Annotated in this window: 14 protein-coding genes; 3 read left to right on the top strand and 11 right to left on the bottom strand. The window is 39.1% G+C overall.

Translation table 11 applies throughout. The annotated features are described in order from the left end of the window. Positions 1 to 13 precede the first annotated feature (13 nt). From I6F43_RS12540 to I6F43_RS12575, 8 genes are all read right to left on the bottom strand, one after another. Positions 14 to 817, bottom strand: coding sequence for a putative porin (locus I6F43_RS12540; protein WP_197102620.1), 804 nt, complete (start codon positions 815 to 817; stop codon positions 14 to 16). Between the two features lie 664 nt (positions 818 to 1,481). Continuing rightward, positions 1,482 to 2,276, bottom strand: a complete 795-nt coding sequence (locus tag I6F43_RS12545) for a putative porin (RefSeq protein WP_197102622.1) — start codon at positions 2,274 to 2,276, stop codon at positions 1,482 to 1,484. A gap of 201 nt (positions 2,277 to 2,477) precedes the next feature. After that, positions 2,478 to 2,852 carry a PH domain-containing protein gene (locus tag I6F43_RS12550; RefSeq protein WP_007377979.1) on the bottom strand — a complete coding sequence of 125 codons (375 nt, stop codon included), beginning with the start codon at positions 2,850 to 2,852 and terminating at the stop codon, positions 2,478 to 2,480. Then, positions 2,852 to 3,760: an ABC transporter ATP-binding protein gene (locus tag I6F43_RS12555; RefSeq protein WP_007377980.1), complete on the bottom strand. Its 909-nt coding sequence runs from the start codon at positions 3,758 to 3,760 to the stop codon at positions 2,852 to 2,854. The genes I6F43_RS12550 and I6F43_RS12555 overlap by 1 nt, the downstream gene beginning before the upstream one ends. Then, positions 3,757 to 4,584, bottom strand: a complete 828-nt coding sequence (locus I6F43_RS12560) for an ABC transporter permease (RefSeq protein WP_024599820.1) — start codon at positions 4,582 to 4,584, stop codon at positions 3,757 to 3,759. Before I6F43_RS12560 ends, I6F43_RS12555 begins: the two co-directional genes overlap by 4 nt. Before the next feature lie 143 nt (positions 4,585 to 4,727). Continuing rightward, on the bottom strand, positions 4,728 to 5,909 hold the full coding sequence (locus I6F43_RS12565) for a cystathionine beta-lyase (protein ID WP_024608065.1): 1,182 nt from the start codon (positions 5,907 to 5,909) through the stop codon (positions 4,728 to 4,730). A 9-nt stretch (positions 5,910 to 5,918) separates the two neighbouring features. Then, positions 5,919 to 6,839 (bottom strand): NAD(+) diphosphatase, encoded by a 921-nt coding sequence (nudC, locus tag I6F43_RS12570; RefSeq protein ID WP_197102736.1) that lies wholly within the window; start codon positions 6,837 to 6,839, stop codon positions 5,919 to 5,921. A gap of 174 nt (positions 6,840 to 7,013) precedes the next feature. Next, positions 7,014 to 7,517: a LabA-like NYN domain-containing protein gene (locus tag I6F43_RS12575; RefSeq protein ID WP_007586991.1), complete on the bottom strand. Its 504-nt coding sequence runs from the start codon at positions 7,515 to 7,517 to the stop codon at positions 7,014 to 7,016. 150 nt (positions 7,518 to 7,667) lie between these two features. Here I6F43_RS12575 and I6F43_RS12580 point away from each other — a divergent pair, with 150 nt between their 5' ends. Together I6F43_RS12580 and I6F43_RS12585 are read left to right on the top strand one after the other, a co-directional pair. Beyond that, positions 7,668 to 8,291: a hypothetical protein gene (locus I6F43_RS12580; RefSeq protein ID WP_010555313.1), complete on the top strand. Its 624-nt coding sequence runs from the start codon at positions 7,668 to 7,670 to the stop codon at positions 8,289 to 8,291. Next, positions 8,291 to 9,034 (top strand): DUF3307 domain-containing protein, encoded by a 744-nt coding sequence (locus tag I6F43_RS12585; protein WP_024594122.1) that lies wholly within the window; start codon positions 8,291 to 8,293, stop codon positions 9,032 to 9,034. The genes I6F43_RS12580 and I6F43_RS12585 overlap by 1 nt, the downstream gene beginning before the upstream one ends. A 127-nt stretch (positions 9,035 to 9,161) precedes the next feature. Here the strand turns inward: I6F43_RS12585 and I6F43_RS12590 are convergent, their stop codons facing one another. Together I6F43_RS12590 and I6F43_RS12595 are read right to left on the bottom strand one after the other, a co-directional pair. Continuing rightward, positions 9,162 to 10,556, bottom strand: coding sequence for a DEAD/DEAH box helicase (locus I6F43_RS12590; RefSeq protein ID WP_007586988.1), 1,395 nt, complete (start codon positions 10,554 to 10,556; stop codon positions 9,162 to 9,164). A gap of 200 nt (positions 10,557 to 10,756) precedes the next feature. Continuing rightward, a complete protein-coding gene (locus tag I6F43_RS12595) occupies positions 10,757 to 11,596 on the bottom strand; it encodes an isopenicillin N synthase family dioxygenase (protein WP_197102624.1) in 840 nt (279 codons plus the stop codon). 267 nt (positions 11,597 to 11,863) lie between these two features. Between I6F43_RS12595 and I6F43_RS12600 the strand changes: the two genes are divergently transcribed. Continuing rightward, on the top strand, positions 11,864 to 13,066 hold the full coding sequence (locus I6F43_RS12600; RefSeq protein WP_007586983.1) for a bifunctional alpha/beta hydrolase/OsmC family protein: 1,203 nt from the start codon (positions 11,864 to 11,866) through the stop codon (positions 13,064 to 13,066). Positions 13,067 to 13,124: 58 nt separating this feature from the next. On the opposite strand, the gene I6F43_RS12605 is transcribed toward I6F43_RS12600, so the two are convergent. Then, the gene (locus I6F43_RS12605; protein WP_197102626.1) at positions 13,125 to 13,877 is read right to left on the bottom strand and encodes an alpha/beta hydrolase; all 753 of its coding nucleotides are present in this window, start codon (positions 13,875 to 13,877) and stop codon (positions 13,125 to 13,127) included. Between the last annotated feature and the right edge of the window lie 123 nt (positions 13,878 to 14,000).

Raw genomic sequence — 14,000 nt, forward strand, 5'->3', positions numbered from 1 at the left:
ATTTTCTGTTAAATTAGAACTGTAAGCTTACATTTGCAAAGTAAGCATCATAATCAGAATCATCCCAGTTATTGCCGTAACCTGCTTCTAAACCAACATTGTTGTTGAAGAAGTGTTGAGCACCAAGAGTGTAGTCATCATTTTTATTAACTGTAACAAACACCGATGTTGCTTTGCTGAAATAGTAGTTAGATGCTAATTCCCAGTTACTTGAACCGCCATCAACATCTTCAAATTTACCTTCAACAGTCAAGTAGTTACCTTGCTGTAAATCAACAAAGTACTTAGCTGCTACTGCACGGTAATCAAACTCATCATCTGCTGTTACTGTAAAGCCGATATAATCAGTGCTGTTTAACTGATGGTTATATGCCAAATCAAACACAAACTGATTGTCAGCATCTTCTACATCAACAAACGTTGCTTTTAATACAAGGTTTGGATTAAAGAAGTAACCCGCTGAAAGTTCAATTACATCCGTGCTTGAGCCAAAATCACTATCGAGATTATTGTACTGTGCACCTAATACAAAATCTTCTACAAAATACTCACCGCCAATGCTAGTAACATCTCCAAGATCATTATCACTGTATGCACCATAAACATTTGTTTGCTTATTGATGTATTCAAATTGATCGTAAGGACCTAAAGTCGCTTTTGGAGAAAAATAATATGTTGAGTCAACACTTACTGTGTCATCACCATCTACGTCCACATATCCTACATGGCTGATTGATTGGTAAGTATCTGCGGCTATTGCAGTGGTTGCAGCGCTTGATAATAAAATGCTCGAAATGATAACGGCTAATTTTTTCATTTTAAATTCCCTATAAATATTACTTTTTATGCCTCAGCTGTCTAGCCAAAGTCGGGGCGCATCCTAACGCCAAAAAAATGAACGAAAACTGAATAAAGGTCAAATTAAACCCAGCGGAGTTGTAATAATTTATATGCAAATGTAAATACAAAGTATCCATCAAATTTACAAGACAATATCATGTCATCATTTAAATTTAAAAAGTAACAAATACGGTACAAACTGTCGCTAAATTGAACACAACTTAATTATTCGATAAACCTCATCAATATAATTTCCTCTCACTAAATTTTTTTAATTTCTCAAAAAATTACTCTATTTAATTCATTATTTCTGTATTTATAATGAAAAATAGGTTTGTATCCGTGCATATTTTTATCTGTTTTTTTCCAATAACCATTGTTTACTAGCAAAAACAACTCCAATACTTACTATTTTATAGCTATTATCATCGACTGCACTTAATAGCTTTAATAACAATTTAGCCATTCATGGCGACTCTATTTATAACTTAAAGGAGTTATTTAGATGAGTATAATAAAGGCCGTTATTATGACTGGTAAAAGTTTATAGTTAAAAGCTCAAACGTTTAAAAACGACAAAGCCCGCTAAATTTAGCGGGCTTTTTAATATTACTTTTGTATTAACTAAGTACGGGACTTAATTAAAACTGAAAACGCATGTTAGCAAAGTACGCATCGTTATCAGAATCATCAGCGTTGTTTTCGTAACCCACCTTCACACCAATATTTTTATTGATGAAGTGTTGAGCACCAAAGCTATAAGTATCTTGCTTATTGTAGTTAGCAAATACAGATGTTGCTTTTGATAAGTAGTAGTTAGTTTCTGCTACCCATTGGTTTTCTGCATCATCAATGCTTTCGTATTTACCTTCAAAAGTAAGGTAGTTACCTTGCTGTAAATCAATAAAGTATTTAGCAGCTACTGCACGGTAATCAAAATCGTCGTCTGATGTAAGTGTAACACCTACGTAATCAGTGCTGTTTAGCATGTAGTTGTAAGCTAAATCAAATAATGCGTAATCATCGCCGTCTTTGTTTTCAACTAGTGTTACTTTTGCAAGTAAATCAGGGTTGAAAAAGTAACCACCCGTCAGTTTATAAAGCTCACTGTTAGAACCTGAATCTGGGTCTAGGTTTTCGTAAGATGCGCCAACAACAAATTCATTAATGAAGTATTCACCACCAACTGATGTTAAATCGCCAAAGTCGTCATCTGCGTAGCCACCATATACGTTAGTTTGTTTATTGATGTATTCAAACTGATCATACGGACCTAAAGTTTTTTTAGGAGATAAGTAGTAAATAGAATCTACAGCAACGGTGTCGTTGTTATCGCTATTTTTATAGCTTAGGTTACTAATTGAATTATAGCTGTCTGCAGCAGCCGCAGTGCTAGATAATAAAATGCTCGAAATAATAACTGCTAATTTTTTCATTGTAAGACTTCCCTATGTACATTGCTTTTTATGCTCTAGCTGTATTGCTAAAGTCGAGGCACATGCTAACGTTAGGAAACTGAATGAAAACTTAACTAACCAGTTGTATTTATTAAGTTAATTGTAAGGAAGTGTTGTAAACTGTAAAATTAAAGTAGTTGCAACATCTAGTCAACAACTACTTAAAACATGTACCGCAGCTTAAAGCGCGTGTTGGCTAATAATACGGTAAACATCGTTAATATTATCGCCAGACTTAAACTCTTTACTAATTGGTGTTGGATCTGAGCCAACCCATATTTTTAGCTCGGCATCTAAGTCAAAATGGCCTGCACTTTCTTTACTAAACTTGGTAATTTTAGAGTAAGCAATACTCACCATTTCCATTTTAGAACCGGTCATACCTTGCTTATCAATTAAGATTAAGCGCTTATTAGTAAAAATAAACATATCACGTACTACTTTATATGCTTTTTCTACTTGCTCGCCGTCAATTAATGTATTGGCGAGAATTTTCTCTAAATCAGAATCGTCAACTTCGCTTGCATTACCCATAAGTCCGCTAAGTAAACCCATTATACTTTCTCCTGTTTAAATATTTGATTCTCTAATGTGTGACCATTAACTAACTGCCTGTACTGCCAGTGTTGTTGATGACAAAAATTCAGTAGTGCAATATCAAGTGGATCGCTCGTTGGTTGATACTCAACAACATATTCTTTATGTTGGCTCATATACACTCGGCTCACCCCTGCAATTGCTTGAAGCTGTTGCTCAACATTTTGATAAGCTTCGCTTAGCATTAATGTATAAAAGTGTTTATCAGTATTATTTGTTTTTGTTTGATGCTCGCTTAGTACGCCTTTATCTAAATGAAGCACCTGTGAGCATAGTCGCTCAAGCTCAGTTAAATCGTGAGAGCTTAAAATAAACGTAGCCTGTTCACTTAATTCAGATACTAGCTCGCGTACTTCTCTGGCATGAATCGGATCAAGCCCTGCGGTTGCTTCATCAAGCATTACAATTTGTGGCGCGCCAATAAGTGCTTGCGCTATCGTAACGCGCTTGCGCATACCGTGCGATAAATCCCCCGCACGCTGCTTTGCAATCTCTTTTAAGCCAACCAAGTCAAGTACACGTAGCGCCTCAGTTTGGCTTTGCTTAGCACCCATACCTTGCAGTTTTGCATAAAAAGCGAGTTGCTTATCTATATTAAAACGAGGGTCAAGTTGTGCATCTTGTGGTAATGCACTTACTTTATTAAATAAAGCAGCGCTCCCTGGCTTATGCCCTAATATTTCAAGGCTGCCTTTACTTGGCGCTATATAGCCGCACAACAAACTAAATAAGGTGGTTTTACCCGCACCATTTGGCCCAACAAGCGCCACTGGCGCACCTTTATTAATCTCAAAGTCCACATTATTAAGCGCAAGTTTTGCACCATACGATTTACTCAAACCGCTGGCTGTAATTAATGGTCTCATAGTGAGCTCCTTGCAAAAATACGTTGAGCAACGCTTAGTAACACCGCTGTTTGCACAAGGGGAATAGCCACAGCGCTTAATAATGGTAAATTTTGCCCCGCTAATAACTCTATTTGCACACCCGGAAATAAATAATCAAGCAAGCCTAATGCGGGTATTTGCCATTGCAATATACCAACTACAATACCGCCTGCTGCAAAATATAAAATTGCCAATACAATAGATAAACGCGATGAGCGAGCAAAGGTATTTATTAACGTCATAAGTGCTACAAATGGACACAGAGTAATCACTAATATTAAAAATATAGAAAGCGCACGGGCAAAACCACCAGCCAGTAAACTTGGATCTCTAAACCCTAGTACCGCGAGCGTGGCCACAAGAGTAATGCCCACTAAGCAGGCTAATACCGCTAATTGTCCTAAAAAACGACCAAACAGTATTTCAAAGCGAGTGGAGCGCAGTGATAAAAACCTTAGTGTGCCGCGCTCTCTATCGCCTACCGTTTGGTCGCTACAAATAAATAAACCAAAAACGGGAAAGCTATACAAGGCTATTAACCAGTACATAGCAAATTCGGCCTCAGGCCAATCCAATAATTTACTTAAACCAATAGAACCTGATATATCACGGGCTATTTGCTCAAAATCGGGCGCACTTACAATGCCTACTGCCTGCCCTATTGGGTAGCGTAGTATTATTAGCCACACCAATGCAAAGGCAGCTAATGCAATAAGTCCACGTTTAGTTAAAAACATACGTACAAGCTCAAATCCCGCTATTTGCGTTAATCGCCCTACGTTTATCGGTAATGGTGTTGCCATTGACTATCCTTAATGACTTTTTATTCTCTGTGTATTTATCCACACTAAGTGTAAACACCTTGAATTACCAGCAAAAAAAAGCCCACCTATGGTGAGCTTTGTAACAATACATTTAAATGTAACAGCATAAATTGCGATATAAATTATAAATGCTGCTTATAAACCTCAAGTGCTTGGCTTAAATCGCTAATTAAATCTTCAACATCTTCAAGACCAATATGCAAGCGAATAACCGGGCCTAAATCCCAACCTGTATTTGAACGCAGCCCTTTCATAGTTAAATTAGCGGTTACTAAACTTTCAAAACCGCCCCACGAAAAGCCCATTTTAATATGCTCAAGGCTATCTAAAAATGCATCAATCGCTTTTTGATTACCGGTTTTCATCACAAATGAAAACAACCCATTACTGCCATCAAAGTCACGTTTAAAAAACTCATGCCCTGGGCAGGTTTCAAATGCAGGGTGGCGAATATGATCAACAAGCTCATGTTGTTCAAGCCATTTAGCTACTTCTATTGCTGCTTTTTCATGTTGATTTAAACGCACACCCATTGTACGAAGGCCTCTAAGCGCTAAATACGCATCATCGGCACTGGTACATTGCCCTAGTAAGTACGAGTTTTCGCGCAAGGTTGGCCAGTACTTTTTATTAGCAACAGCCACCCCCATCATCACGTCTGAATGGCCGACAATATACTTCGTTGCAGCCTGAATACTAATATCAACACCGTGTTCTAGCGGACGATAATGCAAACCGTTGCCGTAGGTATTATCAAGTATGGTCATTACGCTATGCTCATTGGCTACTTTTACCATAGCAGGCACATCTTGCACTTCCATCGTAATAGAACCTGGAGATTCTAAAAACAACACTTTAGTATTTGGCTGAATGTAGTCTTTAATACCTGCGCCAATGGTTGGCGGGTAGTAGGTTGTTGTAATGCCCAGTCCCACTAAAATTTTATCGCAAAAATCGCGAGTTGGTTCGTACACGTTATCAACCATTAAAATATGATCACCGGTTTTTAAAAACGATAAAAATACTTGGCTAATCGCCGCTGCGCCACAAGGGTATAGTGCACAGCCTTCGCCGCCTTCAAGTTCTGTAATCGCTTCTTGTAGTGCAAAGTGTGTTGTTGTGCCCCGGCGCCCATAAAATAACGTTTTATCGCCACGGGTTTTAGCAGCTTCTTTTAAATCTGCTACAGTATCAAATACAATGGTAGATGCACGCTGTACAACGGGATTTACTACGCCATGTGTATAGGCTTTTTTGCGCCCTGATGATACCAGCTGAGTGTTTTTATTACTTTTACTCGACATTGTTAATCCTTAAGGGTTTGTGCGCCAATGCTCAATTAAATAACGAGAGATAGAATCGGTTCTAGGCAGCTTTAAATGCTCCCCTTCTTCGTGCCAATTACCAAATTGCTCTAAGTCTTCACGGCTAAACCATTTTGCATCGTCTAGCTCTTCTTTATCTACGTTAATTTCCTCAGATGTCGCCTCTGCAAAAAAACCAAGCATAATTGACGATGGGAACGGCCATGGCTGAGATGCAACATAACGTACGTTATCAACCTCTATACCTGCCTCTTCTTTAACTTCACGCGCAACAGCTTGTTCCAGTGTCTCCCCTGGGTCTACAAATCCAGCAAGCGACGAATACATACCAGTGGGCCACGCGGCTTGGCGACCTAATAAACAGCGCTCTACTCCGTCAGCAAAGACTTTAGTAACTACCATAATTACCGCAGGATCGGTGCGCGGGAATGTAGGATGCTTACAGTTTTCGTTTTCACACACTCTAGAGTGCCCGGCTTCCACTGAACGGTTTTTACTACCACAGCGCCCACAAAAACGATGCGTGGCATGCCAATAACATAACCCTCTCGCAAGGGCGGCTATTGAGGCATATTTAATGGTTACTTGAGGCCCATATTGGCGAATATCAAAAAACTGAGCGCCCTCTATTAAAGGCGTAAGTATGCTTTCATCCAGATCAGATACATCCAATGCAAACACACCATGTTTAGCATTATTTAAACCAACAAAAATAGCACTCGTCAAATCTAAATGCGCCACTTGTTGATACGTTAAATAGCTTACTTTAGGGGTATCTTTAATAAATAGGGTTTGATTATTTTTAACTAAAACCCATTTACTTTGCGCCGACATTTGCGCTTTAAGCCACGATGGGTCTTTACGAAAGTTTGAGCCTCTGTCTAGTGGCATGTTGCTGTAATGAAGCATGTAAGTCCTTGGTAACTCGTTATGCTTTAAAATTACCATAATCATTTAGCAAACCCAATTGATTACAGTAATAAAAAAAGCCTATATAAGGCTTAATTCATCTATTACGGCTTTGTATTAAAATCTCTCATGTTGCAGGCACTTAGCTTGCACTTTTTTAACTATTTTTTACTGTTAAAGTAGCAAAGTATTATCAATTAAATGAAATTGCTCTGCGCTTTGTTTTAATACCTCAGCGGTTAACCGGTCAGCACCGTATACATCGCACGGTACATTATATTGATTTTTTAAATGCCCAAGTAACAAAGCAAAGTCACCATCGCCAGAGAGCAAAATAACCTTATCAAGGCTTTTACCCTGCTCTAACATGTCTATTGTTATACCTACATCCCAATCGCCTTTAGCACTTCCATCACGGCGTTGAATAAATGGCTTTAGCTTTACGTCAAAACCAATCGCACGCAAAATATTTTGAAACTGATTTTGCTTTTCATCACCTCGATAAATAGCGTACGCAAAAGCACACTCAATATTGTATTGCGCCTGCATTACCCGCCAAAACGCATTGTAGTCAAAGTTTTTTCCGTAACTCTCGCGGCACGTGTAATAAATATTTTGCACATCAACAAAAATACCTACGCGTGGTTTCGTGCTTTGCTGCTCGTTTTGTAAAGTCATTTAGTGTCCTAGTGAGGATTAATAGCAATAAAAGTAACGTTATAAAATAAGTGTACCTTGCAATTTATATTTAAGTAACCTAAATTAGTTACATACCCTTATGTAACCAATATTGGTTACATATTAAAAAGTAACCATTTTGAGATTTTTATGATTGGTGTGATCAGCGGCGATATTATTAAATCGCAAACAATCCCTAAGCAGCAATACGATGCCATGCTTTATCAACTAGAGCAAAGTTTGCGAAACATTTCGGGGGAGCAAACACTTTGGAATATATACCGAGGCGATGCCTTTCAGTTACAAGTTAATAATCCTGAGCTCCTTTTTAAAAATGCCATACTTGTATATTTACACCTTAAATCGTCAGGTTATGAGCTACGGCAAAGCTTGGCACTTGGGCAAATAGATAACCCACGCAGCGATATAAAAACAGCAACCGGTTCTGCTTTTACCCTTTCGGGGCAAGGCCTTGATAAAATAGGTAATCAACGCTTTGTTTTTAATATTAATGAGCAGCAGCTTGATGAAAGCTTAAATCTTAATTTAGCCTTTGCCGACGTATTACTCACTAAAATCACGCAAAAACAAGCAAATGCCCTGTATGTCTATTTAACATCATCAGACAACAGCCACGCGGCACTGGCTAAAGAGCTTAAAACAAGTCGCGAAAATGTAACAAAACTACTAAATTTAGCGCACTACCAACTTATAGAGCGCTTTATTAAGCACACACAACACGTTATAAAAAATATAATTAAAGGAGGTGAATAATGGAGTTTTCACTTTTACTTGTCGCGCTTATTATTGGCCACTTACTCGCTGATTTTTACTGGCAACCTATGAGTTGGGTAAACGACAGAAACACCCGTCACTTTAAAGCCAGTAAGCTTTATTTTCATGTACTTGTGCATGGTGTAACAAGTGCACTCATTATTACCGTGTGGGAATACACATTCGGGTGGCAACAACTAAGCAGTGTTTTAATTGCCACGGCGAGCATTATGTTGAGCCATTACTTTATTGATATAGCTAAATCGTATTCTAATAAAGGCGTGGTGCCTTTTTTACTTGATCAAATAGCGCACATACTCGTTATTATTGCGCTCAGTATTTGGCTAACTGATAACAATAGCTTTATGACAGCAATTAATAATATGCTCACTGATCCCAAAATACTGTGGGTGGTATGCGGTTATTTAATTATTTTAAGTCCTAGCGCCGTATTTATAAGAATGATGTTAGAGCGTTTAACAAGTAACTTTTCAAGTACTGGTAGCTTACCACTTGCAGGGCAAAGCATAGGTATGCTTGAGCGCGTACTTATGCTGAGCTTTATATTGCTTGACCAATTTGCAGGGCTTGGCTTTTTACTTGCGGCAAAGTCAGTATTTAGGTTTGGCGATTTAAGTGCAAGCAAAGATAAAAAACTTACCGAGTACGTTATGCTCGGCACACTACTTAGCGTAAGTGTTACTTTATTTGTCGGCTTGGGTATTAACTATTTAATCAGGTAGGCAATACAGTAAGTACAAATTACAGACAATAAAAAACGCGCTGCTTCTATTTATTCAAAAGAAGAGAGCGCGTTTTTTGTATCAGCCTTTAACCAAGTTCTAAATTAATTAAACGCCAATATGATCATTAATCGTTATTTGTGCGACGACGGCGTTGGCCACTACCGCCAACAGATTCACGCTTTGCCCATGGGTTTTGCGCGTTATCATCTGTTTTAGCTGCTGGCTTTTTAGAACCACCACGGCGTGGGCCGGTACCATTACCACCATTGTTCGGTTTTTTACTGTTAGGCTTGCTGCTATCAGATTTAGGCTTATTAAAAGGCTGCTTTTTCTTAGGCTTTTTAGACGGCAGTGGGCGAGCATCTAATGCGCGCTCTGCTACTGGGTTAATAGGCTCAAAACCGTCTTCTTCAGCACGTGGGATAAGCTCACCAATAAAGCGCTCAATACCGTATAAATCAACAGCATCTTCTGTTGTTACAAACGAAATCGCATGACCCGACGCACCGGCACGGCCTGTACGGCCAATACGGTGAACGTAATCTTCATATACATTTGGTAAGTCGTAGTTAACAACATGCGGTAATTCAACAATGTCTAAACCACGTGCAACAATGTCTGTTGCTACTAGTACGCGTACTTCACCACTTTTAAAACCATCAAGTGCTTTAACACGTGCGCCTTGTGATTTATTACCATGGATAGCCGCGCCTACAATGTCATCGCGCTCTAGTTGTTTAACTAAGCGGTTAGCACCGTGCTTTGTGCGGCTAAACACTAATACTTGTTGCCAATCGTTAGTGCGAATCAAGTGGCTTAGCAATGCTGTTTTACGTGTTTTATCTACCGCATAAACACACTGAGTAACACTTTTTGCAGTAGTATTTTTTGCAGCAACTGAAATTTCAACAGGGTCATTAATTAACCCTTTTGCTAATGCACGAATTTCGTCAGAAAATGTAGCCGAAAACATCAAGTTTTGACGTTTAGCAGGCATTTTAGCAATTAAGCGTTTAATGTCATGAATAAAGCCCATGTCTAACATGCGGTCAGCTTCATCGAGTACAAGCACTTCAACGCTATCAAATTTAACTGCATTTTGATTATGTAAGTCGATTAAACGACCCGGCGTTGCTACTAAAATATCAACACCTTTACGAAGACGCTGCATTTGTGGGTTAATTTTAACGCCACCGTAAACTACAAATGAGCTCACATCCGAATGCTTAGCGTACTCTTCAACGTTTTCGCTTACTTGCAAAGCAAGCTCACGTGTAGGCGTTAAAATAAGTGCACGTACGTGGTTACTTTTAGCTTTAGGGCCTGACGACAAACGCTCAATAAGTGGTAATGTAAAACCCGCTGTTTTACCTGTACCTGTTTGCGCTGCTGCCATAACATCACGGCGTTCAATAATTGCAGGAATTGCTTGAGCCTGAATCGGCGTTGGCGTTTCATAGCCCTTTTCTAAAACCGCATTAACCAAAGACTGTGATAAACCTAAACCTTCAAAACTCATATAAACTCTCTTTTAAATTAGGCTACATTAGCCAGTTGCGCGCATTATACCTGTAGTAGCTAAGAATGCATGCCATTATTTACGTTGCGAGCAATTGAGCATAGCTTAATAAAATTAAACCTGTGTTCAAGTTGCTTAAAAATGCAAAAAACGGCCATAAGCCGTTTTATATTTATACTTAATTACTCTAAGTATAAGAGTTACTTAACACCTAACTCACGCAGGCGTTCTTGCAAGTAGCTATCTGCCGTGTAGCGCTCTGAAAGCACAACATCTGGATGCGGGTGTAAAAATAACGGTAGTGAAATACGCGATTTAGTAGATGCTTTACCCGTTGGGTTAATTACACGGTGAATTGTCGATGGGAAATACCCGCCCGACGCTTCTTGTAACATGTCGCCGATATTAATAATTAAGCTGCCAAAATCACATGGCACGTCTAACCAACCGCCATCTGTTTTTTGAACTTGTAAACCAGGCTCATTAGAAGCTGGTAATACAGTCAATAAGTTAATATCGCCATGGGCTGCTGCGCGAATAGCACCTGGCTCTTCATCACCCGTCATAGGCGGATAATGTAGGATACGTAACAATGTTTGCTCAGAATCGGCAATCATGTCTTTTAAATCAATCGAAAACTTAGCACGCACATCAGCTGGTGCTTCAGCCTGAACCCAGCTTAATAATGTGCCAGCAAATTCACTTGCTAAACGGTAGTATTGACGTACATCAGCTTCAAGCTGGGCAGGAACGCGACCTTTAGGGTACACATGAAAGTACTCTTTAATGTCTTTTATTGTAAAGCCTTTCGCTACTTCTGATACTGAAGGCGGAAAGTAACCGTCTTGAGTTTCTTTAGAGAATAAAAAGTCGTGCTTTTGCTCTGAGTTAAAAAAGTCTTGCCAATTTTTGTAAATAGACTCAACTAAAGACTGTGGGATTGGGTGGTTTTTTAAAACGCCAAATCCAGTATTTCTTAACGATTCAACAAATTGTGCAGCCGCATCGGGAGCTTTATAATCAACAGTAGGTAATTGCATTGTACGTTCCAGTGAATAGGTTGTGTGAAGTGAGTTGCTTTTAATAGTGCTAAATTACTTATATAAAGTAGCAAAGCCTTCATTATAGCGCTATGCGAGGATAGACAAATGACCTCAAAAACATAAGGACATATGTCCTCAAAGCATAGTCACTGCCACTTTGCTTGATCAAGATCAAGTTATAAAAAAACGTTGAATTTGCAAGGTTTAGTAACTATCTCTGGTCTATTATTAGAATATATTTTATTTGTGTAAATAAGGCCCCCCATGCGACAAAAAGTATCTTTTAAAAGCGGCGATTTAGAACTTGCCGGCCAACTTGAACTTCCCTCTGGTGACGTTAAGTTTTACGCGCTATTTGCACACTGCTTTACATGCGGTAAAGACATTGCAGCAGCTACACGGATTAGTCGTGCACTCACACAACAAGGTATCGCCGTACTGCGTTTCGACTTTACCGGTTTAGGTAATAGTGATGGTGATTTTGCTAACAGTAACTTTTCATCAAACATTCAAGATTTAGTATCTGCGGCAAATCATTTACGTGAGCATTTTGCGGCGCCGCAACTACTCATTGGCCACAGTTTAGGCGGCGCTGCGGTACTTGCTGCTGCTGAGCATATTCCTGAAGTATCGGCTATTACAACCATTGGCGCACCGTCAGATGCGCAGCACGTAGCGCATAACTTTGAAGCACACCTTGATGAAATTAACGCAGCAGGTGAAGCTAAAGTTAACTTAGCTGGTCGTGAATTTACCATTAAAAAGCAATTTATTGACGATATAGCCAAGTACGATAAAAGCCACATAAGTAAACTTAAGCGCGCATTATTAGTAATGCACTCCCCTATTGATGCGACTGTAAATATTAGTGAAGCTGAAAAAATTTATGCATCAGCTAAGCATCCTAAAAGCTTTATTAGCCTAGATAACGCCGATCACCTTTTAACAAATAAAAACGATGCCGACTACGCTGCACAGATAATTGCAACGTGGGCAAACCGTTATGTTAAGTACGACAAAACTAAATACACGGCAAGTTTAACGGGTGGTAATGTACTTGTTGAAGAAAAAGACCATGTATTTACTCAGCACGTAAGTACAAAAGATCATACTTGGCTTGCAGATGAGCCAATAAAAGTAGGCGGTAAAAACTTAGGTCCCGATCCGTATCATCACTTATTAGCGGGGCTTGGTGCCTGTACAGCAATGACACTACGCATGTACGCTACACGTAAAAACTTACCACTGGAGCATGTAAAAGTAGAGCTTGATCACACTCGCGATTACAACAAAGATTGCGACGATTGTGAGCAAACAGGTAATCTTGAAGCCATTACCCGTAAAATCACCTTACGTGGCGACTTAACTGAGCCACAGCGCCAGCGTTTACTCGAAATAGCCGACAAATGCCCAGTACATAAAACACTGCATAACAACCCGGTTATTGTAAGTGAACTGGTAGAGTAACTACCATAAAATTAATATAGCGCAGCTAACACTGCGCTGTGATTTAACTTTTATAAACCTAATTTTTACTATCTAAAAATCCCTCTACTTCTTTACTGATTCTGTCCACCAGCCATTTTGGCCCGCCATCGTACATATCGTTATGGCGAGATTTTTCTATTAGTGTTTGTGTAACAGGAAACTTATCCAGCTCTGAATCGTTTAACAGCACATTCGCATCAGCTGGGTAATCACTACCGCGTAGAGTAAGTACGCGTATATTTTTATTGCGTGGGATCAACATGCGGCGATGATCGAGCGTAATAATAGTGCTAACTTCATTGGGGTAAATAGAGCCGTATAATGACGAAATATCCCCGCCGTTTGAGTGCCCAAATAAGGTGAGCTTTGTAAAGTCGTACGCTGGGTATTTACTCGCTAGCTCATTAACTAAAAACTTAAGCGTTACTACGCCACGATGCCAGTTTTCCATACGCGTTGTTAAGTAAGGCTGCTCACGATTAAGGTCAGGGTCGCTTTTTAGTTTATGTGCAACTGCTATTGTTAAATATCCACGCTGATTAAACGCATTACTGGCAAACGTATACTCGTTATGGCTAATCCCATAACCTGCGTTAATGAACGCTACAGGGCATTTTACTTGTTCAGTGCACTTAGCATTGTTACTTGGTAATGTAATATTGATAGGAATAGTGCGATTGCGGCTTTCATCAGTTATAACGCCATCGTTTGCATAGCTTGTTGCGCCTATTACTGATGTACTTAGAGCTAGTGCGCTTAATATAAAAAGCTTTTTAAGTGTTTTTTGCATATTTAAATTTATATAAATTATTGTTTTTAATTAAAAATAACTTTTACTTTATAGCTTTGCATTCTCTATTGTCAAACTATGCGATAATAGCCGCCATTGTTTAAATATATTTAGTAAAAGATC

Source organism: Pseudoalteromonas sp. NZS71_1 (assembly GCF_015864305.1).
GTDB lineage: Bacteria > Pseudomonadota > Gammaproteobacteria > Enterobacterales > Alteromonadaceae > Pseudoalteromonas > Pseudoalteromonas arctica.